Source organism: Denitratisoma sp. agr-D3, assembly GCF_054658675.1.
On the sequence record NZ_BAAGIA010000005.1, the window covers coordinates 73,975 to 95,641 of the forward strand.

The 21,667-nt window shown below is 61.8% G+C and carries 22 protein-coding genes; 7 read left to right on the forward strand and 15 right to left on the reverse strand.

The features are described 5' to 3' along the window. Positions 1-10: 10 nt before the first annotated feature. From fliO to fliR, 4 genes are all read left to right on the forward strand, one after another. Positions 11-460: a flagellar biosynthetic protein FliO gene (gene fliO / locus ACYQ2U_RS14055; RefSeq protein ID WP_459951015.1), complete on the forward strand. Its 450-nt coding sequence runs from the start codon at positions 11-13 to the stop codon at positions 458-460. Beyond that, positions 457-1,209 (forward strand): flagellar type III secretion system pore protein FliP, encoded by a 753-nt coding sequence (gene fliP / locus ACYQ2U_RS14060; RefSeq protein ID WP_459951016.1) that lies wholly within the window; start codon positions 457-459, stop codon positions 1,207-1,209. Before fliO ends, fliP begins: the two co-directional genes overlap by 4 nt. A 102-nt stretch (positions 1,210-1,311) precedes the next feature. Then, on the forward strand, positions 1,312-1,581 hold the full coding sequence (gene fliQ, locus ACYQ2U_RS14065; RefSeq protein WP_459951017.1) for a flagellar biosynthesis protein FliQ: 270 nt from the start codon (positions 1,312-1,314) through the stop codon (positions 1,579-1,581). A 4-nt stretch (positions 1,582-1,585) separates the two neighbouring features. Then, positions 1,586-2,407, forward strand: coding sequence for a flagellar biosynthetic protein FliR (gene fliR, locus ACYQ2U_RS14070; protein ID WP_459951018.1), 822 nt, complete (start codon positions 1,586-1,588; stop codon positions 2,405-2,407). A gap of 12 nt (positions 2,408-2,419) precedes the next feature. Here the strand turns inward: fliR and ACYQ2U_RS14075 are convergent, their stop codons facing one another. The 12 genes from ACYQ2U_RS14075 to flgB all read right to left on the reverse strand — a co-directional run bounded on the left by ACYQ2U_RS14075 (position 2,420) and on the right by flgB (position 17,424). Next, entirely contained in the window at positions 2,420-2,809 is a 390-nt protein-coding gene (locus tag ACYQ2U_RS14075; protein ID WP_459951019.1) for a hypothetical protein, read from the reverse strand. Positions 2,810-2,921: 112 nt separating this feature from the next. Continuing rightward, positions 2,922-5,828, reverse strand: a complete 2,907-nt coding sequence (flgL, locus tag ACYQ2U_RS14080; RefSeq protein ID WP_459951020.1) for a flagellar hook-associated protein FlgL — start codon at positions 5,826-5,828, stop codon at positions 2,922-2,924. A 31-nt stretch (positions 5,829-5,859) separates the two neighbouring features. Continuing rightward, positions 5,860-8,676, reverse strand: a complete 2,817-nt coding sequence (gene flgK / locus ACYQ2U_RS14085; RefSeq protein WP_459951021.1) for a flagellar hook-associated protein FlgK — start codon at positions 8,674-8,676, stop codon at positions 5,860-5,862. Between the two features lie 138 nt (positions 8,677-8,814). Beyond that, complete coding sequence (gene flgJ / locus ACYQ2U_RS14090) at positions 8,815-9,741, reverse strand: flagellar assembly peptidoglycan hydrolase FlgJ (RefSeq protein ID WP_459951022.1); 927 nt, start codon at positions 9,739-9,741, stop codon at positions 8,815-8,817. Positions 9,742-9,803: 62 nt separating this feature from the next. Next, positions 9,804-10,883, reverse strand: coding sequence for a flagellar basal body P-ring protein FlgI (locus ACYQ2U_RS14095; protein ID WP_459951123.1), 1,080 nt, complete (start codon positions 10,881-10,883; stop codon positions 9,804-9,806). Positions 10,884-10,940: 57 nt separating this feature from the next. Next, positions 10,941-11,609, reverse strand: coding sequence for a flagellar basal body L-ring protein FlgH (locus ACYQ2U_RS14100; RefSeq protein ID WP_459951023.1), 669 nt, complete (start codon positions 11,607-11,609; stop codon positions 10,941-10,943). A gap of 18 nt (positions 11,610-11,627) precedes the next feature. Next, on the reverse strand, positions 11,628-12,410 hold the full coding sequence (gene flgG / locus ACYQ2U_RS14105; protein ID WP_459951024.1) for a flagellar basal-body rod protein FlgG: 783 nt from the start codon (positions 12,408-12,410) through the stop codon (positions 11,628-11,630). Between the two features lie 28 nt (positions 12,411-12,438). Further along, entirely contained in the window at positions 12,439-13,197 is a 759-nt protein-coding gene (gene flgF / locus ACYQ2U_RS14110) for a flagellar basal-body rod protein FlgF (protein WP_459951025.1), read from the reverse strand. Positions 13,198-13,234: 37 nt separating this feature from the next. Then, positions 13,235-15,883, reverse strand: a complete 2,649-nt coding sequence (locus tag ACYQ2U_RS14115) for a flagellar hook-basal body complex protein (protein WP_459951026.1) — start codon at positions 15,881-15,883, stop codon at positions 13,235-13,237. Between the two features lie 12 nt (positions 15,884-15,895). Continuing rightward, positions 15,896-16,591: a flagellar hook assembly protein FlgD gene (locus ACYQ2U_RS14120; RefSeq protein WP_459951027.1), complete on the reverse strand. Its 696-nt coding sequence runs from the start codon at positions 16,589-16,591 to the stop codon at positions 15,896-15,898. A gap of 23 nt (positions 16,592-16,614) precedes the next feature. Then, positions 16,615-17,013 (reverse strand): flagellar basal body rod protein FlgC, encoded by a 399-nt coding sequence (flgC, locus tag ACYQ2U_RS14125; protein WP_459951028.1) that lies wholly within the window; start codon positions 17,011-17,013, stop codon positions 16,615-16,617. 3 nt (positions 17,014-17,016) lie between these two features. Then, a complete protein-coding gene (gene flgB / locus ACYQ2U_RS14130; RefSeq protein ID WP_459951029.1) occupies positions 17,017-17,424 on the reverse strand; it encodes a flagellar basal body rod protein FlgB in 408 nt (135 codons plus the stop codon). A gap of 266 nt (positions 17,425-17,690) precedes the next feature. Between flgB and flgA the strand changes: the two genes are divergently transcribed. The 3 genes from flgA to ACYQ2U_RS14145 all read left to right on the forward strand — a co-directional run bounded on the left by flgA (position 17,691) and on the right by ACYQ2U_RS14145 (position 19,239). After that, positions 17,691-18,350 (forward strand): flagellar basal body P-ring formation chaperone FlgA, encoded by a 660-nt coding sequence (flgA, locus tag ACYQ2U_RS14135; RefSeq protein ID WP_459951030.1) that lies wholly within the window; start codon positions 17,691-17,693, stop codon positions 18,348-18,350. Positions 18,351-18,456: 106 nt separating this feature from the next. Continuing rightward, complete coding sequence (gene flgM / locus ACYQ2U_RS14140) at positions 18,457-18,756, forward strand: flagellar biosynthesis anti-sigma factor FlgM (RefSeq protein WP_459951031.1); 300 nt, start codon at positions 18,457-18,459, stop codon at positions 18,754-18,756. Positions 18,757-18,762: 6 nt separating this feature from the next. After that, positions 18,763-19,239, forward strand: a complete 477-nt coding sequence (locus tag ACYQ2U_RS14145; protein ID WP_459951032.1) for a flagella synthesis protein FlgN — start codon at positions 18,763-18,765, stop codon at positions 19,237-19,239. Positions 19,240-19,276: 37 nt separating this feature from the next. On the opposite strand, the gene motD is transcribed toward ACYQ2U_RS14145, so the two are convergent. Genes motD through ACYQ2U_RS14160 form a run of 3 tightly spaced genes read right to left on the reverse strand, consistent with a single transcriptional unit; the run spans position 19,277 to position 21,630 of the window. Further along, positions 19,277-20,092 (reverse strand): flagellar motor protein MotD, encoded by an 816-nt coding sequence (gene motD, locus ACYQ2U_RS14150; protein ID WP_459951033.1) that lies wholly within the window; start codon positions 20,090-20,092, stop codon positions 19,277-19,279. A 7-nt stretch (positions 20,093-20,099) separates the two neighbouring features. Beyond that, positions 20,100-20,843, reverse strand: coding sequence for a flagellar motor protein (locus tag ACYQ2U_RS14155; RefSeq protein WP_459951034.1), 744 nt, complete (start codon positions 20,841-20,843; stop codon positions 20,100-20,102). Between the two features lie 13 nt (positions 20,844-20,856). Beyond that, complete coding sequence (locus ACYQ2U_RS14160; protein WP_459951035.1) at positions 20,857-21,630, reverse strand: RNA polymerase sigma factor FliA; 774 nt, start codon at positions 21,628-21,630, stop codon at positions 20,857-20,859. Positions 21,631-21,667: the final 37 nt, after the last annotated feature.

Genomic DNA, 21,667 nt, shown 5'->3' on the forward strand with positions numbered 1-21,667 from the left:
TTGCATGATCATGGCCAACGCCTCCCCCCTCATTCCGCGCCTTTGCGCATCGCCGCTTCTGCTGCTGCCCCTGCTGGCCAGGGCGCAGCAAGCCGAGACGCCGGCGGCCAGCAGCCCCGAGCTCGGCACCAGCCTGCTCCAACTGGGCTTCGGTTTTATTGTCGTTCTCGCCCTGCTCTTTGCCAGTCTCTGGCTGCTCAAGCGCCTGACCGCCCCCAAGGGCCAGGCCAGCCACCTGATGAAAGTGATCTCCACCCTGGCGGTGGGCCCGCGGGAACGCGTGGTGCTCATGGAAGCGGGAGAGCAGTGGCTGGTGTTGGGCGTCGCCCCCGGCCGCGTCACCAAACTGGGGGAAATGCCGCGCCAGGCCTTGCCTGCGGTAACAGCGGGGACGACGGTGCCGGACTTCTCGGCCTGGTTGAAACGCGCCCTCGACAAACGGTCGGGAGGTGGCGCATGAGCTCTCGCCGCACCGCGCTGCTCCGCGCAGCCCTACTCACTCTGCCTGCTTTCCTGCCTATCCTGGCCCAGGCCCAGGCACTGCCGGCATTGACCAGCACGCCGACCGCCGGTGGCGGTACCCAGTGGACCCTGTCGATCCAGACCCTGCTGTTGATGACGGGATTGACCTTCATCCCGTCCATCCTGCTGATGATGACCAGTTTTACCCGCATCGTCATCGTCCTCTCCCTGCTGCGCCACGCCCTGGGCACCCAGACCGCGCCCTCCAACCAGATCATCGTCGGCCTGTCCCTGTTCCTCACCTTCTTCGTCATGGCGCCGGTGGCGGACAAGATCTACAGCGAGGCCTACGTGCCGCTGACGGAAAACAAGATCAGCTTCCCCGAGGCCGTGGAGCGGGGCGCCATTCCCCTGCGCGGCTTCATGCTCAAGCAGACGCGCCAGGCCGACCTTCAGTTGTTCACCAAGATCGCCAAGCAGCCCAAGCCCGCCACGGCGGATCAAGTGCCCTTGCGGGTCTTAATCCCCGCCTTCGTCACTTCGGAACTCAAGACCGCGTTCCAGATCGGCTTCATCGTGTTCATTCCCTTCCTCATCATCGACATGGTGGTCGCCTCGGTATTGATGTCCATGGGGATGATGATGATGTCACCAGTGATCGTCGCCCTGCCCTTCAAGCTGATGCTGTTCGTCCTGGTGGACGGCTGGAACCTGCTGATCGCTTCCCTGGTGCAGAGCTTCGGCTGAATGGAAACCCGTTTCTCGCGGGGGAAACCCTTCCTTTCCCCCTATCGCGCCGGCTAGGACACAGCGGGGGAGTCATCCTCCCCAAGTCGAAAAGGAATTGCCATGACCCCCACCACCGTCATCGAAATCGGTCGCCACGCGGTGGAGATCACCCTCTTGATCTCCGCGCCCCTGTTCATCGCCGCCCTGGCCACCGGCTTGATCATCAGCATCTTCCAGGCAGCCACCCAGATCAACGAATCCACCCTGTCCTTCGTCCCCAAGCTGATCGTGGTCTTCGTCACCCTGCTGATCGCCGGTCCGTGGATGATCACCGTCATGACGGATTACATCCGCCGCCTTTACGAAGCCATTCCAACCCTGATCGGCTGACGGCATGCTGAGCGTCACCTCCGCCCAACTCGACGCCTGGGTGACCCTGTTCGTTTTCCCCCTGGTCCGCATCCTGGGCCTGCTGGCCACCGCGCCCGTCTTCAGCAACGCCTCCATGCCCCGCCGTACCCGGCTGATCCTCGGCCTGGTCATCGCTTTCGCCTTGTCGCCGGCGCTGCCGCCAATGCCGAAGATACCCGCCGGCTCCTGGATCGGCCTGGCCATCATCGCCGAACAACTCTTGATCGGTCTGCTGATGGGCATGACCCTGCGCATCGTCTTTGCCGCCATCGACCTGGCCGGCGAGTTGATCGGCTTGCAGATGGGGCTTTCCTTCGCAGTCTTTTACGACCCGCAGAGTAGCGGGCAGACGCCGGTGGTCACGGAATTCCTGTCCCTTTTCGCCACTTTGATTTTCCTGGCCATGGATGGACACCTGGTGGTGGTTTCCGCCCTGGCGGAAAGTTTTCGCCTGCTCCCGGTATCGGCGACGCCTTTCGCTCTCAAGGGGATCGGCGCCCTGCTGGCCTGGGTGGCAACCTTGTTCTCCGCGGGGGTGTTGCTCTCCCTGCCCCTGGTGGCGGCACTCCTGGTGGCCAACCTGGCCCTGGGCGTGCTCACCCGCATGGCCCCCACCCTGAACCTCTTCGCCATCGGCTTTCCCGTGACCCTGGCGGCGGGGTTCATCGTCCTGATGCTTTCCCTACCCTACATGGGCGCGGCGCTTGAGCGGCTCTACGAACAAGGGTTCACGGCATTAGAAACCGTGTTGCGGGCAGCGGTCCCGCCGCCGCCCCAAGCACCTCAAATCGGCAACGGCCTGTAATGTGAGGGCGATTTATCGCCCTGACGACCCGCCGGGAACCTGGGCCACCCCGGTCAGCTGGATCACCCCCTGGGAAACCCGCTTGGAGCCGATGATGCTCGACTCCATGCCCTCGCTGTATTCGAGAATGCGATAGCCAGAGAAACCGCCAGCATCAGCCAACTCCTTGGCCCTGCGATTGAACACGACCCGGGCCTCGCCGGCACCGCCCGCGTAATAGCGCTTCATTTTCAAGGACAGCAGGTAGTGATCGTTGGGGAACTGCGCTTCCTCGATTTCCCAATTCGGCGCATAGGGATCCAACACAAAATAGGCGATCGCCCCAACCCCGCCCCAGTACACCAGCTTCTCCAGGGAAATGGTGTTCGTCGGCCCCACGTTGACATTCGTGTTGCTGATCATCGTCGAGCTGCTACTTTCGCTCGCTGTGCTCGTCAGATTCCCCAGACGTATGCATCCCGTCATCGATAACAGGCATAAAACGGCAAAAACAAAAGGGAACCTATGCAGCATCTTAGAGGTAGTTAAACAGGGACAAGTTGGCGATCTTGGCAAAGGATTGCTGGGCAGCCTGCAATTCCGTCTGTTGTCGCATCAGGTTGGTAATGGCGGAAGAGTAGTCCAAATCCTGGATGCTGGACAGGGTTTGTTGATATTGCAGGTCCAGGTTGGAACCCACGTTGTCCAGGCTGTCCACCTCGTTCAGGGCGGCGCCGATGGACGCCCGCACCCGCAGCACGTTGTCCATGGCCTGGTCCACGTTGGTCAGCGCCTCGCCTACCTTGTTGATCAGGTAGTTATTGCCGGTAGTGCCCACTGGCTTGGGATTTTCCAGGGCATTCACCAGATTGGCGATGGTGTCGAACACGTTCTGGGTCGTGCTGGGCTTGATGGAAAACACATCGCCGCTGTTCGGCGTGCCGTCCACGCTGACCGAAATGCCGAAGTCCGTCACGGTGGTCGGCGGGGGCCCGGCCACCGGCACGTTCAGGCCGGAGAAACTGATGGTGTCGCCAGCGGTGAACTTGTGGGTAAAAGTGCTGCCCGTGCCGCCCGCCACCGATGTGGTATTCGTGAATAGAGACTTCTCGGTGGTGACGTCCACCAGGTCGTAGTAGAGCTGGTTGGGGGTAACCGTGGTGTCCTTCCAGAAGCGGACCTCCAGGTTGCGTGAGTTGGCCGGATTGTTCCACTTGGAAACATCGGTCACCTCGCCGGCCCCCATGATGCCGCCGCCGCTGTTGACGGCCGCCGCCGACTTGGGCGCGGTGACGAAGTAGCCGTTACCCAAGCCATCGGTACTGGATTTGATGGTGAAGGCATCGCCGGTCACCGGCACGCCGCTGACAGTCACCGAGGCGCCATAGTTAAAGGCTGCGGTGGCCGGGCTGCCGGTGCCGCCGGGGCTGGACAGGGAAATGGTCTGACCCGGCACATAGACATGGTTGTAGGTGTTGCCGGCGCCGCCGGTCGTCGAGGCGCCGCCGGTGAACACCGACTTGCCGGTGCTGGCATCCACCAAGTCGTAGAAGGTCGTGCCCGGCACGGCAGTCATGCCCGCTGTGGTCGTCGGGGTACCGAAGAAGGTCGCATAGCCCGTGTTGGCGCCGGCTGCCGCCAGGGAAATGCTGGAGCCGAAACCATTCGTGGAAGACGTCACGACCAGGTGGTTGGCGCTATCGAGACTGACCTTGGCCGAACCGGCGGGCAGGGGAGCCAAGGCAGTATCCACGGAGGTCTGCATCGCCGTCACCAGGGAAGCCGCATCGTTGTAGACGCCGGCGGGCACCGTCACCGTCACGGCGGCGGCGCCGTTAAGGGACAGGGTAAATTGGTTGTTGGCGGCGGTCAGGGTCAGCGGGGTGGCCGGTGCCGGTGCCGTGGCCGCGACGGGGATCGGCACCGCCGAACCCACGGCCTGCCCCTGGGTAGTGGTGCCGCCCACGGTATCCACCCAGAACCGGACTTCCAGGTTGCCGCTATTGGCGCTCTGCTGCCAGGCTGCCGGGTTGGTGACCACGCCCTTGTCGATGGTGGCGTCGGCGTGCCAATCAGCGACCTGCTTCGCGGTGACCGCGATCTTGCCATTGGCGGGATGGGTCACGCTGAAGGTATCACCCGAAGCAGGCACCCCCTTGAAGATCAGGGTCGCGCCGAAACCGTTGGTACCCGACGCCGTGGGCGGCACCGAGGTGGTGTAGGCGGCGTTGAAGCCGGACAGGGTGATCGGGACCCCGCTGGTATAGGCGTGGGTGTAGGTACTGCCGGCACCGGTGGTGGAGGCGGTGTTCGTGAACAACGAGTTGCCCGTTACCGTATCCACGATGTCGTAGAAAACGCTGCCCGGGGCACTGGTGCCGCCCTGAGCGTAGGCCGGGGTCCCCACCAGGGTGGCGAAACCGGTATTGCCGCCGACAGCAGTGAGGCGCACGCTGGAAGTCGCGCCGGTCGTGTTGGAGGCGATGTTCAGTTGATTGTTGCCGTTCAAGGAAACCGTGGCCCCCGCGCCCACGGCGGTTTGCAGCGCCGCGGCTAGGCTCGTTCCGGTCGTGTAGGTGCCGGCCGCCAGGGTGATCGTCGTGGCGGCACCGCCATCAAGACTCAGATTGAACTGGTCATTGACCCCGGCGGTAATGGTCAACGGCAGGGCGGTGGACAAATCCAGGCTACCGACGCCGACGCCGTGGGTCGCCACGCTGCCGCCGGCGGTATCGGTCCAGAACCGCACTTCCAGCTTGCCGCTGTTGACCGGGTCGTCCCAATCGGCGGCCGAGGTCACGGCGGCCGAGGAGGAAACAATGGTGCTGCTATTGACGGACTTCGTTGACTGCATGGCGGCCAGGAAGGTGCCATTGCCGTTGCGCATCTTCATGAAGATGTCGTCCCCCGCGGCACTGATGCCCAGCTGGCGGGAAGAGGCCACTTGCAGTTGACGGATACCGCTGTCGCCAACATAGGTGATGCCATCCTCGATGCTGCCGCCGAAAGGACGATTGGTCACCTGGTAACCGGAGAACAGGTAGTTGCCGGTACCGTCGGTACTGTTGGCCAGGCCCATCAGCTCGGTATAGCGGGCCCGCAGTTCGGTGGCGATACTCTTCTTGTCGAGGTCGGACAGGGCGGCGTCACCAGCCTGGGTGGCAAGTTCCTTGACCCGGGTCAGCAAGTCGTTCACCGAACCCAATTGATTGTCCACCAGGCCAAGGCTGCTCTTGGCATCGGCCCGGGAAGCGGTTTGGTTGGTATTGACGCTCAGGGCCTGGGTCAATTGCAGCGCGCGAGCGGCGCCCACCGGGTCGTCGGAGGGCGACATGATCCGCTTGCCGGAAGAGAGCTGCTGCTGGGTGCGCAGCATTTCGGAGGTTCGTTTTTGGATACCGCTCGAACCTGCGTTGAAAATCATCCCGGTACTGACGCGCATGATGAACTCCTAATTCCTGTTTCTTGCCCCGTTAGCCGCCGAGGCTGGCCAGCATATCGAACAGCTTGCCAGTAATATCGATGATTTTTGCCGAAGCTTGATAGGCCTGCTGAAAACGGATCAGATCGGCGGCCTCCTCATCCAGGTTGACCCCGGACATGGACTGGATAGCGGTTTCCCCCTGGGACACCAGGTTCTCCTGGGCGGTCAGGGTCACCGACACTTCCCGGGCCTTATTACCTACCTGGCTCACCATCTGGGAGTAGGCACCCTGGAAACTGGCGGTACCGCTCAACATGGTATTGGCCGTCTGCAAGGCCTCCAGGGACAGCAGATTGCGGTTATCGCCAGAACCGGAAGGATTTGGTCCGACGGTGAAGCTGTCGCCTTCCACCGGACTGCCGCCGATCTGGAAACTCATGCCATTGAAAGAGATCGTGGCACCTGCGGTATAGGGCACATAGTCGGCGCCCGCCACGGTGGGGTCCATGGGATAGGTTTTCATGGAACCGTCGGCCTTGGTTACGGTCACCGTGGTTCCGACGGGGAAACCGGTCAGCCGAGCGGGCAAGCCGCTGGTATCCGCCTTCTTGTACGTCAGCGTGATGGGCGAGGTGGGCAAGCTGACCGGGGTTTCGACGTTGTAGGCCGAAGGCGTGATCTGCTGGCCATTCACCATCTGGCCGCTGATGTCGACCGTGACCCCCTCGTAACTGAGGCTGACCCCGGTTGTCGGCAGTGTCATGGGCGGCTGGGGAATTTGGGTGCTACCGACGCTGTCGATCGTCACTACGCCCAACACGTTGGGCGGCGAGGCGAAATCCTTGATCGTGACCTTTGATCCGGCGGGAAAGCCGGACAGACTTTGAGTCGCAGTGCTATAGGTGAGGGTCTTGGTCGATGCCACGTTGCCGGAGGCGTATTCCACCTTGATCATCGGATTGGTGCTGTTGCCCGTCGTGATCTTGTCCGGCCCCACCACGAAGGTATCGCCATTGGCGGGCGTGTTGGCAATCTGGAAATTGGTGCCCTGGACGGTGATGGTGGCACCGGCCTGGAAAGGCACCCGCTGGGTGGCGCTGCTGATGCTGTAGATGGTGCCGCCCACCTTGACCTGAGCCCCGATGGGGAAGCCAACGAGGGCATTGGCCGCGGCATCGTAAGTCAGCTTGAGGTTGGCGGTGAGACCGACGCCGGTACTGGTCACCTCACCGCTCGAAATGGTTCCCGTGCCGCTGTTGCCGGTTGTGGTCGACGTCCGCATCGGCGTGGCGGCGGCGATGCTGTCCGTGTTGGTGATCAACAGGCCCATGTCGCGGGCGGCGTAGCGGGTCGGTCGGATCAGGAAGGTATCGCCGGGCTGGGCGGTGCCATTGATGCTCAGGGTGAAGCCCTGGGGACCGGTATTGGCCATCAGGGTCTTGAGGGCGCTGGCCTGGTCCGTGCCGGTTGCGCTCCAGGTCTGATTGTCGGACAGACGGATCAGGGTGACGCCGTCGCCGTTGAAGGTCAGCCGGTAATCGCTGTCGGTGAGGGACTGGATATTGGATGCGGAGGAATCCAGCGTGGCATTGCCGGTATTGGTGGCGTAGGTGGACACCCGCTTCCCTGGTTCCTTGCTCGGCTGGATCAGGAAGGTATCCCCGGCGGCAGGCTTGCCGGCACTGAGGGAAATCGTCACGCCATCCACGCTTTGGGGCAGGCTGTTGAAGGTGCCCATGTCCGTGCCGTCGGACAGGCGGGTCACCGCATAACCGGTGCCGGTGTACTTGACCTGGTAATCGCTGACGGTGATGTTGGCCGAAACGGTACTGACACCGAGATTGGACGCGGCTCCCATCACTTGCGGCGACACGGACTTGAAGAAATCGGAACCCAGCTTGCCCGTCAGATCCTGCCCCAATTGGTGTTGGGCATTGAAGGCGCTGGTGAAACCGATGGCGATGCGGCCCAGTTGGTTCTGGGCGGTATTCAGCGTCTGGCTGCGGAACTCGAGCAGGCCGCTCAGATTGCCGCCGGAGATCAGGTTTTCCGGCAGGGGAATCTCGTTACCATTGGGCGATACCAAGGCCACGCCGAGATCGCTCATGTCCTCGTTGGATGGCACGGCCTTGAGTTGGTACACCTGGGTGCCCGCCACGAGGGGTTGGCCATTGCCGAAGAAGACGCTGTAGGTCCCGTCCGACTCCAACTGCTTGGTGATGCGGACTTCCTTGTTCAACTCGGTCATCAAGGCGTCCCGGCGATCGAGCAGATCGTTGGCCGGTTGCCCCGTGCCGGCGGCCTGGGCCAGGATGATGCGCTGGTTGATGTCGGCGACTTGCTGTACCAGGGAATTGATGGTGCCAACCTCGGTCGTGATCTGGCTGTTGACGCCATTGCGCATCGTCGAGAGCTGTTGGTCCAGGGATTGGAAGCGGGCCACCAGGGCCTGGGCCGAGGACAACACGGCCTGCCGCGCCGGCACCGAGGAGGGGGACGAGCCCAGGGCCTGCAAGGCGGAATAGAAATTGTCGAAGCCGGGGCTCAGGCCGGCAGTGGAATCGGCCAGCACGTTGTCGATCTGGCTGATCTGGTCCGAATAGGTTTGCAGCTGGGCAACATTGGTCTGGGCCCCCAGTATTTGGGTGTAAAGGAAGTCGTTATAGACCCGCTTGACCGTATCGACGTTGGTGCCCGTGCCAAGGAAACCGCTACCCGTGAAATTGGGGGTATTGGTGGTCTGGATGATCGTCTGGCGGTTATAGCCCGTGACCGACGAGTTGGTGATGTTGTGGCTGGCCGTCTGAATGCCCACCTGCGCGGCATTGAGTCCCGATACGGCGATACCTAGAATGCCCGATCCCATTGTCTATTCCTCGGCTTTGACCACGGCAACTATTGCCGCGATTGCAGTGCATGCCTTTACTCAGCAACTGGCATGCCATCGCGAGAAATAAGGAAGGAATTCAGCCCAATCCTGGCGGGATGGGCGCTGGCGGTGCGGTCAGGACACCCAGGGACGGCTGTTGATGATGCGCTCCAACTTGGCCGCGTAGGCCGGATCGGTGGCGTAGCCGGCCTGTTGCAAGCCCCGGGCGAAGCTCGTGCCGTCCTTGGCGCCGAGCACATTGGCGTAGCGGGGATTGCCGGCCAGCAGCTTGGCGTAGTCCTGGAAAGATTCGGCATAGGAGCCGTAGGCGCGGAACCGTTCCACCTGGCGCTGGGCCACGCCATCGACGTATTCGGTCGTGCTCGCCTCCGCCGCCGCGCCATTCCAGCTCTTGCCGGCCTTGATGCCGAACAGGTTGAAGCTGCTGCGACCATCGGCCAGACGGGGCTCAGCCCGCCCCCAGCCCGTCTCCAGGGCGGCATGAGCCACCAGGAACTGGGCCGGGATGCCGGTCACGCGGCTGGCTTCCTGGGCGTGGGGCCAGACCTTGGCGATGAAATCGCGGGAAGTGGCGCTACCGTCGCCGCCGCCATAGCCGCCTTCGCCATTCACCGACGACAAGGGTGCACTGGGCGGGGTGAGGGACGGCAAAGCAGGCGCCGGTGTCTCCCGGAACAAGGGCGTGCCCTTGATCGATGGATTGAGCAAGGCCCCCCCCTCGGCACTATCGGGATTGAAGGTGCGCACCTGGGACAATTGTTTTTCGATCATGGCGGCCAGCCCGGTGCCGTTGCCCTTGCTGGCCATGGCCTGGGCCAATTGCTGATCGAGCAGGGACTGGTACATGCGGGTCTGATCGCTGTCCATCAGCCCGTCCTGGGGGGAGGCGTCACGCATGGACTTGAGCACCATGCTGAGGAACAAGGCCTCGAACTGGCGTGCCGCCGCCTTCAGCGCCTGGGGATCGTTGGTCTTGGCCAGGCGCTTGATGTCGGCCAGGCCGCGCTGGTCGAAGACATTGGTTTCGGCGGGAATCGTCATGGCCACAGCTTGTCACCATTTCCCCGGCCACGGTCCCGGGAAAAAACGGCAAAAACTGCCCGTCAGATGATTTCCAGTTCGGCCCGCAGGGCGCCCGCGGCCTTCATGGCCTGCAAGATGGCGATCAGGTCCTGGGGATTGGCACCGATGGCATTGAGGGCCTTGACCACTTCCGCCAGGTTAACGCCGGCCTTGACGTTCATCAGGGCGCCACCGTCCTGCTTGATGGTGATGTCGGAATTGGTCACCCCGGCGGTCTGCCCGCCTGCCAAGGCATTGGGCTGGCTGACGCTGTTGTCGGAACTGACCGACACCGACAGATTGCCGTGGGCCACCGCACAACGGTCCAGGGTCACCGCCTGGTTCATCACCACCGAGCCGGAGCGGGAATTGACGATCACCTTGGCCACGCCCTGGGCGGCCTGCAACTCGATGTTCTCGATGCGGCCAATGAAGCTGACCCGCTCATTCGGATTGCTGGGGGCCTTGACCCGGATCTGGCGCGCGTCGTTGGCCGTCGCGGCACCGGGCACGACCCGGTTGATGGCCTCCACCATGCGCTGGGTGGTGCCGAAATCGGTGGAATTCAGGTCCAGATACACGAACTCACCCTGGCCGAGGGGCGTCGGCACTTCCCGTTCCACCGTGGCGCCGCCGGCGATCCGGCCCACGGACAAATGGTTGATGGTGACGCGGGAACCGCCGCCGGAGGCGCCGGCGCCATTGACCACCACGTTGCCCTGGGCCATGGCGTAGATCTGCCCGTCCGCACCCTTGAGGGGAGTCAGGATCAGGGTGCCGCCCTTGAGGCTCTTGGCGTTACCGATGGAGGACACCGTCACGTCGATGGGCTGGCCACTGCGAGCGAAGGGCGGCAGATTGGACGTCACCATCACCGCCGCGACGTTCTTCAATTGCAGGCTGGTCCCCGGCGGCATGGTGACCCCCAGGTTGGACAGCATGTTGACGATGCTCTGCACGGTGAAAGGCGTTTGCGTGGTCTGGTCGCCGCTGCCATCCAGGCCGACGACAAGGCCGTAACCCACCAGCTGGTTGTTGCGCACACCGGCGACCGAGGCAAGATCCTTGATCCGCTCCGCGCGGGCGGCGTCGGCCACCATCAGGCCGGCAAACAGCCACATCAGGCCGATGAGGATTTTGTGGGTGAGACTCATGATGAAACTCCTCTTTCCTCGGGGTCAGATCGGCAGGAAGCTCAGGAAGAAGCGGCTCAGCCAACCCATGACCTGGGCGTCGTCCAGGAAGCCGTTGGCCTTGTATTCGATGCGGGCGTCCGCCACCTGGGTGGAGGTCACGGTGTTGGCGGTGGTGATGGTGTTGGGGTTCACCACGCCGGAGAAGCGGACGAATTCCTCGCCCTGCTTCAGCCCGATCTGCTTTTCGCCGGACACCAACAGGTTGCCGTTGGGCAGCACCTCGATCACGGTAACCGTGATGGTGGAGGTGAAGTCGGCAGTCGAGGTGTTCTCGCCCTTGCCGTTGAACTTGTTGGAATCGTTGGCGGAAATGTTCAAGTTGGACACGCCCTTGAACGGCACGCCGTCCATGGTGGGAATGCCGGCGGAAATGCTCTGGGTGTGCTCGGCGGTGGTGCCGGACTTCTTGGAGGCCTGGACCTTTTCCGCGATGTTGATGGTGATGATGTCGCCGACGAAACGGGCACGCCGGTCCTCGAACAGGGGCCGAGCGCTGGAGGTGCTGTAGATGGAGCCGTTCACCGCGGCCAGGGATTCCCTGGGCTCGGGACGAATGGTCATGGGCTGGTGCACGGCGGTGGGCGGCACGGTAGTGACGCAACCGGTCAACAGGCCGGCGAGGATAGTCATAAGGCTGAGGGTGCGGATCATGTCAATGTCCCCCTATCGTTAGAGTTGGGTCAAGCGACCCAGCATGGCGTCGGACGTGGAGATGGCCTTGGAATTCATTTCGTAGGCGCGCTGGGTCTGGATCATGCTGACCAGTTCCTCAGCCACGTTCACGTTGGAGGTTTCCACGTACAACTGGTTGATCACGCCGGCACCATTGAGGCCCGGGGTGTTGGGCGTGGGCACGCCGGAGGAGCCGGTTTCAACGAACAGGTTCTCGCCGACGCTTTGCAGGCCGCCGTTGTTCACAAAGGTGGCCAGCTGGATGGTGCCGATCTGGGTGGCTGCCGTCGTGCCCGGCGTGGTGACGGTGACGATGCCGTCCTTGCTGACAGACACGGTGAGGGCGTTGTTGGGAATGACGATGGCCGGCGACAGGGGATAGCCGCTGGAAGTCACGATCTGACCGGTGTTGTCCTTCTGGAAGGCGCCGTCGCGGGTATAGGCGAGGGTGCCGTCGGGCATCTGGATCTGGAAGAAGCCTTGGCCGTTGATGGCCATGTCCAGGGGGTTCTCGGTCTTTTGCAGGCTGCCCTGGGTGAACACGTGCTCGGTGGAAATGGGACGCACACCGGTACCCAGCATCAGGCCGGAGGGAATGGTGTTCTGCTGCGTCGCCAACGCGCCCGGCTGGCGGATGGTCTGGTAGAGCAAGTCCTCGAACACGGCGCGGGATCGCTTGAAACCGTTGGTGCTGGTGTTGGCCAGGTTGTTGGAAATCACATCCAGCTGGGTTTGCTGGGCATCGAGGCCGGTCTTGGCGATCCAGAGGGAACGAATCATGGGGCTATCCTAACTTTCCAACACTGCCTTAACGGGCATTAATGATCTGGGTCGCGGAACGATCGTTCTGATCCGCGCTCGACACCATCTTCATTTGCATTTCGAACTGGCGGGCCAGGGAGATCATGCTCACCATCTGCTCCACCGGATTCACGTTGCTGTTCTCGATGAAACCGCTGGCCAAGCTCACCCGCTCATTCACCGGCTGCACGCCCTCGGTGGAACGGAACAAGCCATCCTCGCCACGACGCAGGGTTTCCTCGGGCGGATTGACCAGCTTGATGCGGCCGATGGTATTGACGGTGTTTTGGGCGCCGGTTTCGGGCACCACGGAAATGGTGCCATCCTTGCCGATGTAAATCTTGGAATCGGGCGGGATGGTGATGGGACCGCCGTCGCCGGTGACCGGGATGCCGTTGCGGGTTTGCAGGATGCCGTTGACGCTGAGCTCCATGCTGCCGTTGCGGGTGTAGGCTTCGGTGCCGTCGGGCATGGACAGGGCGATCCAGCCCTTGCCTTGAACCGCCAAGTCCAGGGAGCGACCGGTTTCCATCATCGGTCCCTGGGAGAAGTCGGTGTGGGTGCTGGCATCCACGGCAAAGGCCCGGGTCGGCAAGGCGGCGCCGGTACCGGGAACGGTCTTGGTCAGCACCTGGACCGCCCGCAGCCGGTGTTCCTCGGAGCGGTAGCCGGTGGTGGAAACGTTCGCCAGATTGTGGGACACCGCCGCTTGCCGGCTGAGGGTCTGGGAGGCGCCAGACATGGCGGTGTAAATCAGGCGATCCATCGTTCAGCTCCAGTGAGGCCGGCAATCTATGCCGGCATTAACGCAAGTTCACCAGTGTCTGCAAGATTTGGTCCATGGTCTTGATGGTTTGCGCATTGGCTTGATAAGCCCGCTGCTGGGTGATCATGTTCACCAGTTCGGCGGTCAAATCCACGTTGGACTCTTCCACCGACGCGGCCTGAATGACACCCAGACTGCCCTGGCCTGGCGTGCCGGGAATGGGCTGGCCGGATTCAGCCGTTTCCGCCCACTGGTTACCGCCCAGGGACTGCAAGCCATTGTTGTTGTTGAACTTGGCCAACACCACCTGCCCCATGTTGCGGGACTTGCCATTGGAGTAACGGCCCTGGATGGTGCCGTCGTCCGCCACCGACATGGACGACAGGCGACCAGAGGTATAGCCGTCTTGCAGCAACTGGTTAACGCCGAAGTTCACACCGTACTGGGTGGATCCGGTGAAATCCAGGGTAAAGGTCAGGGGCGAGGTGGCGCCGTTGTTCAGGGTGTAGCTCTGGGTCAGCGGCATGGCCGTGGTCAACACCCCGGACGTATTGAACTGCATCGGGATCGGCCCGGCCAAATTGGCCCCATCCAGGGTCGTATAGGCCTGCCAGCGGTTGCCCTGGGAGGTCTTGACGAAATAGATGTTCAGGTTGTGGGGATTGCCCAGGGAGTCGTACACCGTTTGCGAAGTAGAGGAGGTGTAGCTCAGAGTGTTGGTGATACTGAAATTGTCACCGCCCTCGATCCAGGTCGGGCCCGTACCGGTCAAGGCAACGGGCAGGGAACCCAGCAGTGTCTTAGCGGCGGTACCCCCCACCAAACTCACCGTGGAGCCTTCACCAGCGCTTGAGGTCGAGGTGATGCTAAGTTGCCCGGTGCCGTTTAGCCTCACATCCACCGCCTTGCCGGTGGTGCCCAGAGCCTTGTTGATCAGTGTCTGGATCAAGCCGATCACGGGCGGTGTGCCGGAAGGGTTGCCGGCCAACTCTGCTGCCGTGTAAGTACCGGCCGGAATGGTGATGTCCGCCTCGACACCATCCACCTTGACCTGGAGGAAATCGTTTACCCCCTGGGTGATTTGAATGGAAGTCTGTCCGCCCGTGGTCGTTGCCGGAGTGGCACCGAACAACGTTGCCGCCAAAGTGCCGCCAGGGGCGGCAACAGAAGAAGTGGCTCCAGTCGCCGTGGACGTCACCCGCAACTGGCTGCCCACCACGCTGACCGTAATTCTTCCCGCGGGAGACGCTGACGATTCAATCGCCGAAGCCAGGCTGGCGAGGGATGTAAAAGGGCCGGTGATGTTGGATGTCACAGTAGGGCCACCATCCACGACGAATGTCAGAGACCCAGTGGCTGGCAGAGGAGAGGCCGACGATGCGCTCAAGGCCACCGTACCGGTGACATAACCGCCGTAGGAACCGAGGACTGTGGAGGCTGTCAACCCGCCACTCGTGGACGAGGTGGGACCCGTGGCACCTGCAACGATGGTGGGCGATGCACCGAACAATGCAACCGCAGCATCGGGGGCCGCCGCGGCCGTTAATGCTACCTGCGACGTAACCCCGGTGGTGTTCGAGGTGATGACCAGCTGATTAGTAGGCGACACGGAAACCGTCACCGTCTTGCTTTGTGCCGTCAGGGCCGCATTGATCCGACCTTCGATGGTGGTGGCCAGATCGGCCAATGTGCTGTAACTCCCGGCAAAGCTGGATGTCGTCACAGCTGCGCCGCCATCCACGCTGATCGTCAAGGTATTGTTAGTGGCCAGAATGGCATTGGCTGTAGTCGCCGTCAGCGGAGTGGCGAGTGTGCCCGTCAACTTCCCATGGGTGGAGGCGCTCAGGATGGAAGGTACGGAGGTTCCGCCAACCAATACCACGGAAGAGCCGCTCCCCTGGCTACCGACGGTGCCAACACTCTTGGACTTGATGACCAAGTGGTTGGAGGTATCAAGAGTCACCGTGACGCCTGCGCCGGAGTTGCCCAAGGCCGCGTTAATCTGGGTCTCGACCTTGCTGGCGAAATCCGCCAGGGACTGATAGGTTCCCGGAGGGACGGTGATGTTGACCGCAACGCCGTCTACTGTGAGTTGCAAGGTGTCGTTACTACCCTGGGTGATAGTCACCGGCGAGGTCAACACGATATTGCCCGCCAGGGAGCCACCCGTCATCGCAGTCGGCGCCTTGGCCCGGGAATCCAGGTTCAACTGAATTTGACTGGCAGTGGTCACCTGGGGAGCAATGTTGGTGTTTACCACCTGCAAGTCCACCAGGTTGCCGGGCACGATATTGCCGTTTGCATCCGCGGCATAACCCGTCAAGTGCAAACCATCGGGCGTGGTAATGAAACCGTTCTTGTCCAACTGGAATTGGCCGTTGCGGGAATAGCTGATCACGCCGTTGTTGGACAAGCGGAACATGCCGTTGCCGTTGATGGCCATGTCCAGGGGATTGTTGGTGGAGGTGATGTTGCCCTGGGTGAATTGCTGGGCCACGGTGGCCAGATTGGCACCGATACCGATCTGGCCGCTGCCGGAGCCGGCCAAGGAGGAAGCAAATACGTCGGCGAACTGGGCGTTGGCCGACTTGAAACCGACGGTGCCGGAGTTGGCCACGTTGTTGCCGACGGCCTCCAGTGCCTTGGAGGAAGCGTTGAGGCCGCTAAGCCCTTGTTGGAAACCCATGACTCTTCCCCTTTAGAAAACCTGTTCGATTTCGGACAGCTTGTAGGAGCCGCGTCCGCTCACATTGACGGTCAGACCGTCGGTACCGTTGGTTACGCTGGAAATGACGCCCAGGGTCAAAGCGGTCGCATCGACCTTGTTGCCCCCTTGGGCAGCTTCCACGCTGAAGGTGTAGTTGCCGTTCGCCACCATCTCGCCGGCTTCGTTGAGGCCGTCCCAGGTGAAGGCATTCACCCCTTCCTTGACCGAGGTGATGGTGTTGGTCTTGACGACATTGCCTTCGGAATCCTTGATGGTGATCTTGACGGTATCGGCCCCCGATGCCAGCTTGTATCCGCCCACCGCGGTACCGGCGGCGGTGTCCGTCTTGCCGGTCACCGTCAGGCCGGAGCCGGGCACCAGAACGCCGTGGTTCACCATGGAGGTCGCTTGCATGGTCTGGGCGCTAGTCATGGAGGTCAACAGACTCTGCATTGAGGTATTCATCTTATTGATGCCGTCCACCATGTTCAACTGGGCCATTTGCGAAGTCATCTGGGCGTTGTCCATGGGGTTAAGGGGATCCTGGTTCTGCAACTGGGTCGTCAGCAGCTTGAGGAAGCGGGTCTGGGATTCCTCGGTGGAGGTTGTGGTCTTGCTGGTGCCGTTCAGGGACGTATAGTCAAACGCGGAATTGTTGTTGCTATTGCTGACGGTGCTGGTTGCCATGACGACTCTCCTGAACGAATGAATTACTGGCCGATGGCCAGGGTCTTGAGCATGAGCGACTTGGTGTTGCTCATGACTTCGGCATTGGTTTGGTAGGCACGGGAGGCGGAGATCATGTTCACCATTTCCTCCACCACGTTGACATTGGGCATCGCCACATAGCCGTCCTGGTTGGCGGCAGGATTGGCGGGGTCGTAGGTCATGCGCAGGGGCGCGGCGCTTTCCACCACCTGGGTTACCCGCACGCCTTTGCCGCCGTCGTTGCCCATGGGCGTGGCCTGGAACACCACCTGTTTGGCGCGGTAGGGCTTGCCGTCGGCCCCGGCCACGCTGTCGGCGTTGGCCAGGTTGCTGGCCACGGCATTCAGGCGTGCCGATTGGGCAGTGAGGGCGGAGCCGGAAATATTGAACAGATTCAACATCGCTTATTGCCCCTGGATCGCGGTTTGCATTTCCTTGATGCTGTCCTTGAGGAAGGTCAGCAAGGCTTCCATGTGGATGGAGTTCTCGGCGAAGGCTCCCCGCTCCACGTCAATGTTGACGGTGTTGCCGTCCACTGCGCCTTGATACTCGGTGCGGTACTGGGCCTGGGGATCGAACTGACCGTCACTCTGGCCCTGGATATGGGCCGAAGACGTGCGGGCCAACTCGACACTGCCGGTATTGCGACCGGACATGACGTTCTGGAACGCGGACTTGAAATCGATGTCCCGGGCCTTGAAATAAGGCGTATCGGCATTGGCGATATTCGAGGCCAGCAGCTCCTGCCGATAGGCACGAAGATTCAGAGCGCTTTGCTTGACGCCGAATTCGCGGTCCAATCGATCGATCATGATGGCAAGGCCTAAAGAAATCTGGATAGCTGCCGAGATGCAGATTCCATGCCACCACCTTTATCCGCATGGTTGAGCCAAACAGGCCGATTTCCCGTCCCTACTGCCTTGCCGCGTCAGCGGGTCTTGCCGCCATTTCCCCGGTATTCGGCAAAACTTGCCGCCCAGGCATCGGCTACCGGGAAAACTACCGGGTAAATCGGGAGGCTTTCCGGCTTTCCCATGGCGGCGCACCATGCTTGAATGGGTCGATGAAACGCCTCCCCATGCTTGCGCTGCTTGCCCTGTCCACCGGGGTACAGGCCTACCAGGATCCGGCCGCCGTCAAAAAAGCGGCGGAGGATTTCTTGCGCGCCCAGACCAAGGGGATGTCGGGCGCGGTGAGCTATAGCGTGGGCCATATCGATCCCGCCAACCAACTGCCGCCCTGCTCGGGCTTTCAGGTGCGCCAGGACGGCGGGCGGCTGTGGGGCAGAACCACAGTCACGGTGCAATGCATCGCCGGCGCCAATTGGGCGCTGTTCGTCCCCGTTCAGGTCAAGATCATGGGTAATTACCTGGTCGCCCGCCGCAACCTGGGGGCCGGCCAAACCCTGAGCGACGCGGACATCGAGATCCGCCAAGGGGATATCACCGAATTTCCGGGCAACCTGCTGGACTCGCCGCAATTGGCACTGGGCAAGACCCTGGGGGTTTCCCTCATCGCCGGCCAGCCCCTGCGTAGCGATGCCCTACGCTTGCCGACCGTGGTGCAACAGGGGCAACGGGTCACCATCGTCAGCCGCGGCAGCGGCTTTTCCGTTTCCAGCGAGGGCCAGGCCCTCAACAACGCCAGCGAGGAGGCCGTGGTCCGGGTTCGCCTGCCCAATGGTCAGGTTGTCAGCGGCATTGCCAAGGCTGGCGGCATTGTTGAAATAACACACTGATTTATCGTAGAATCCGTCCAACGATTGCCACAGGACGATGCTCTAAAGTTTTGACGTGGAATACCGTTAACCAGTACAGAGCTCCCTGAGTGGAAAGGAATTTGCCGTGAAGATCAACAACTCGTCCCCTAGTCTGAACCAGCCCGGTGCCACCGTAACGGCCCGGTCGGTTCCGGCCGCCCAGACGGCATCGGGTGGCGTAGCCGAGGCCCAAGTGGCCACCTTCACCCAGCACATGCAAGAAGTGCAAAGCGCCATGGCCAATACGCCCGTGGTGAACAGTGATCGCGTCAAGGAAATCAAGCAGGCCATCGCCGAGGGTCGTTTCCAGATCGATCCCGAACGCATCGCCGACGGTTTGCTCGACAACGTCAAGCAGATGCTGCGCGGTCGTCCCCAGGCCTAAACCACCGTGACGACAGCGGCCCAGACACAGTCGTTCTTCACGCTGCTGGCCGCGGAAAAGCAGTTGGTGGAAAAATTCGTCGGCCTGCTGAAGGCCGAACAGGAAGTACTCACCGCCGGGCGCAAGGACGAGATCGCCCCCCTGACCGCCAGCAAAACCACCTTGGCGGAAACCTTAGGCCAGCAAAGCGAAAAACGCCAAGTGCTCATGGCCGAAAGCGGCATCCCCACGGACCGGGAAGGCCTGAAGCAGTGGATGACCCAACAAGCCGCTGAACACCAGGAACTCTGGGCCAGCTTCATCGGTTTGGCCAGCGAAGCCAAGCTTCTCAACGACATCAACGGCCGCCTGGTGGCCGAACGCCTGAGCAACAACCAGCAGGCGATCCAGACCTTGATGGCGGCCGCCAATCGCCCCGCCACCTACGGCCCCGACGGTCAGACCAACAGCATCAGCCACGGCCGCACCATCGGCAGCGCCTAGTCGCTGACGCGACTGCGGACAGCGTGCCGCAAAACTCTTAGGGTTGTTTCAGGATGTTCTCGGGCGCCCGGCTGTCCTGGGGCGGCATGGCTTCCATGACGATGGACACTCGACGGTTCTTCTGGCGCCCATCCTGGGTGCTGTTATCGGCAACCGGACGCTGATCGGCATAACCGATGGCGGTGAGCCGCTTGGGGGAGACGCCGCTTTCAATGAACAGCCGCACCACGCTGGAAGCCCGATTGCCGGACAACTCCCAGTTGGAGGGATACAGCGGGGTGCTGATGGGCACATTGTCCGTGTGCCCTTCGACCGTGATGGGGAAGGTTGCCGGTGCGACGATCTGCGCCACCACCACCAGTGCCCGGATGGCCGAGGTATCCAAACGGGCATCGCCGGGGGCAAACAGAACGCTGGCGTCAAAATCCACCGTGACGCCGCGCGGCCCTTCGGTCACATTCACCAAGCCCTCCTGAACCAAGGGAGCAAGGGTGGTCCGGATCTCCTTCATCATGGCCCGCATTTTTTCCAGCAACTGCCGCGTGGCCTCGTCTTGCTTGACCTGGGCCGGTGTCCGGCGCAGGGGCATGAACATGGGAGCCGTCACGTTCGGGCTGATCGACACCGGCGCGGCACCTGTCGTGTCGCCAGGCGCGGCGCGGAAGGCCAGATTGAGGGCATCCCCAAGGACCTTGTACTTGCCTTCGTTCACCGAGGAAATCGCGTACATCACCACGAAGAAGGCAAACATCAGGGTGATGAAGTCGGCATAGGACACCAGCCAACGCTCGTGATTCTCGAGCTCCTCACCTTGCTGCTTGCGTCGTTCGCGACGATGGCGGGAATAGTGCATGGCAGCCTCAGTCCGGCAGATAGCCTTGCAAACGGCTTTCGATGATGCGCGGGTTGTCGCCGTTGGCGATGCCCACCAAGCCATCCACGTACATTTCGCGCAGGGAAACCAGGCGGGAAATGTTGGACATCAGTTTCTTGCCCACCGGCAGGAAAAACAGGTTGGCCATGCCCACGCCGTAAATGGTGGCGACGAAGGCCACCGAAATCCCCGCGCCCAGCTTGGACGGATCCGTCAGGTTTTCCATCACGTGGATCAGGCCCATCACCGCGCCGATAATGCCGATGGTCGGCGAGTAACCGCCCGCGCCTTCCCAAATCTTGGCGCCCATTTTCAGTTCCCATTCGTAGGAACCGATCTCCACTTCCATGACTTCCCGCAGACGCTCGGGCTCGGCACCATCGACCAGCAATTGGAGCCCCTTGCGCAGAATGGGATCGTCCATGGTTTCGATCTGGTTTTCCAGGGAAAGCAGGCCTTCCTTGCGCGCCAGGTGGCTCCAACGCGTCATCTGCTCGATCAGGTTGCCGGCGTCCACCTTGGGCGGAACGAAAATCCAGCCCAGCATGATCAGGCCCTTCTTGATGGTCCGCATGGGGCTTTGCAGCAGCACCGCCCCCATCGTTCCGCCGAACACGATCAGCAACGACGTCGGCTGGATCAGGGAGCCGATATGCCCCCCTTCCAGCAACTGACCGCCGACGATGGCGATCACCCCCAACAACAAGCCCAGAATGCTGACTAAATCCATACGCTAGATCCCTTCACGCCGCCTTGGGTTTACGTCCACGCTTGGCTTTTGCCAAGGGTTTTTCCTTCGCTTCCTCGCCCTCGCCGACCACGGATGCCCGCAACCGGGCGATGGCCTGGCTATGCAACTGGCAAACCCGCGACTCGGTAACGCCCATCACTTCACCGATTTCACGAAGATTCAAATCCTGTTCGTAATATAAAGCCATCATCAGCTTTTCGCGCTCGGGCAAGGCAGAAATCGCCCGCACCAATGCGGCCCGCATACTGGCATCCTCGAGGGCGGCCAAAGGATCCAGGGTCGAACTGGCCAGATTGCGATCGAGATAATCCTCATCGCCCGCATCCGACAAATCCTCCAGATAGACCAACTGGTGCCCGCGGGCCTCCAGCAACAGCTTCTGGTACTCATCCAGGGTCATGCCCAGGGTATCCGCCAACTCCTTTTCCGAGGGCTGCCGGCCATGCTGGTGTTCAAGCTTGTGAATCGCGGCTTCCACCCGGCGCATCTCCCGGCGCACGCCCCGGGGCAACCAATCGTTCTCCCGCAGGCCATCCAACATCGAACCGCGGATGCGTTGCACGGCGTATGTCTCGAACTGCGCGCCCAAGCCCTCTTCGTAACGCCCCAGGGCATCGAGCAAGCCCAGCATGCCGTTTTGGATCAAATCGTCCACCTGCACGCTGGCCGGCAATTTCGCCATCAAATGGAAGGCGATCCGTTTAACCAGCGGCGCATATTGGGTAACGAGTTGACTGCGTTCCAGTGAGCCTTGGGCGGTATACATCTGTCGGAAAGCGGCGGTATTCAAGGAAAATCGGGCG

What these genes read in the sequence shown, in the direction of transcription:
- fliO (WP_459951015.1), top strand. Translation starts at nt 11, where the DNA reads ATGGCCAACGCCTCCCCCCTCATTCCGCGCCTTTGCGCATCGCCGCTT.
- flgJ (WP_459951022.1), bottom strand. Translation starts at nt 9,741, where the DNA reads ATGACGATTCCCGCCGAAACCAATGTCTTCGACCAGCGCGGCCTGGCC.
- ACYQ2U_RS14120 (WP_459951027.1), bottom strand. Translation starts at nt 16,591, where the DNA reads ATGGCAACCAGCACCGTCAGCAATAGCAACAACAATTCCGCGTTTGAC.
- ACYQ2U_RS14100 (WP_459951023.1), bottom strand. Translation starts at nt 11,609, where the DNA reads ATGATCCGCACCCTCAGCCTTATGACTATCCTCGCCGGCCTGTTGACC.
- ACYQ2U_RS14075 (WP_459951019.1), bottom strand. Translation starts at nt 2,809, where the DNA reads ATGATCAGCAACACGAATGTCAACGTGGGGCCGACGAACACCATTTCC.
- flgC (WP_459951028.1), bottom strand. Translation starts at nt 17,013, where the DNA reads ATGTTGAATCTGTTCAATATTTCCGGCTCCGCCCTCACTGCCCAATCG.
- ACYQ2U_RS14155 (WP_459951034.1), bottom strand. Translation starts at nt 20,843, where the DNA reads ATGGATTTAGTCAGCATTCTGGGCTTGTTGTTGGGGGTGATCGCCATC.
- fliR (WP_459951018.1), top strand. Translation starts at nt 1,586, where the DNA reads ATGCTGAGCGTCACCTCCGCCCAACTCGACGCCTGGGTGACCCTGTTC.
- flgK (WP_459951021.1), bottom strand. Translation starts at nt 8,676, where the DNA reads ATGGGATCGGGCATTCTAGGTATCGCCGTATCGGGACTCAATGCCGCG.
- flgG (WP_459951024.1), bottom strand. Translation starts at nt 12,410, where the DNA reads ATGATTCGTTCCCTCTGGATCGCCAAGACCGGCCTCGATGCCCAGCAA.
- flgF (WP_459951025.1), bottom strand. Translation starts at nt 13,197, where the DNA reads ATGGATCGCCTGATTTACACCGCCATGTCTGGCGCCTCCCAGACCCTC.
- fliQ (WP_459951017.1), top strand. Translation starts at nt 1,312, where the DNA reads ATGACCCCCACCACCGTCATCGAAATCGGTCGCCACGCGGTGGAGATC.
- ACYQ2U_RS14160 (WP_459951035.1), bottom strand. Translation starts at nt 21,630, where the DNA reads ATGTATACCGCCCAAGGCTCACTGGAACGCAGTCAACTCGTTACCCAA.
- flgL (WP_459951020.1), bottom strand. Translation starts at nt 5,828, where the DNA reads ATGCGCGTCAGTACCGGGATGATTTTCAACGCAGGTTCGAGCGGTATC.
- ACYQ2U_RS14115 (WP_459951026.1), bottom strand. Translation starts at nt 15,883, where the DNA reads ATGGGTTTCCAACAAGGGCTTAGCGGCCTCAACGCTTCCTCCAAGGCA.
- flgB (WP_459951029.1), bottom strand. Translation starts at nt 17,424, where the DNA reads ATGATCGATCGATTGGACCGCGAATTCGGCGTCAAGCAAAGCGCTCTG.
- fliP (WP_459951016.1), top strand. Translation starts at nt 457, where the DNA reads ATGAGCTCTCGCCGCACCGCGCTGCTCCGCGCAGCCCTACTCACTCTG.
- motD (WP_459951033.1), bottom strand. Translation starts at nt 20,092, where the DNA reads ATGCACTATTCCCGCCATCGTCGCGAACGACGCAAGCAGCAAGGTGAG.
- flgA (WP_459951030.1), top strand. Translation starts at nt 17,691, where the DNA reads ATGCTTGCGCTGCTTGCCCTGTCCACCGGGGTACAGGCCTACCAGGAT.
- ACYQ2U_RS14095 (WP_459951123.1), bottom strand. Translation starts at nt 10,883, where the DNA reads ATGTGGCTGTTTGCCGGCCTGATGGTGGCCGACGCCGCCCGCGCGGAG.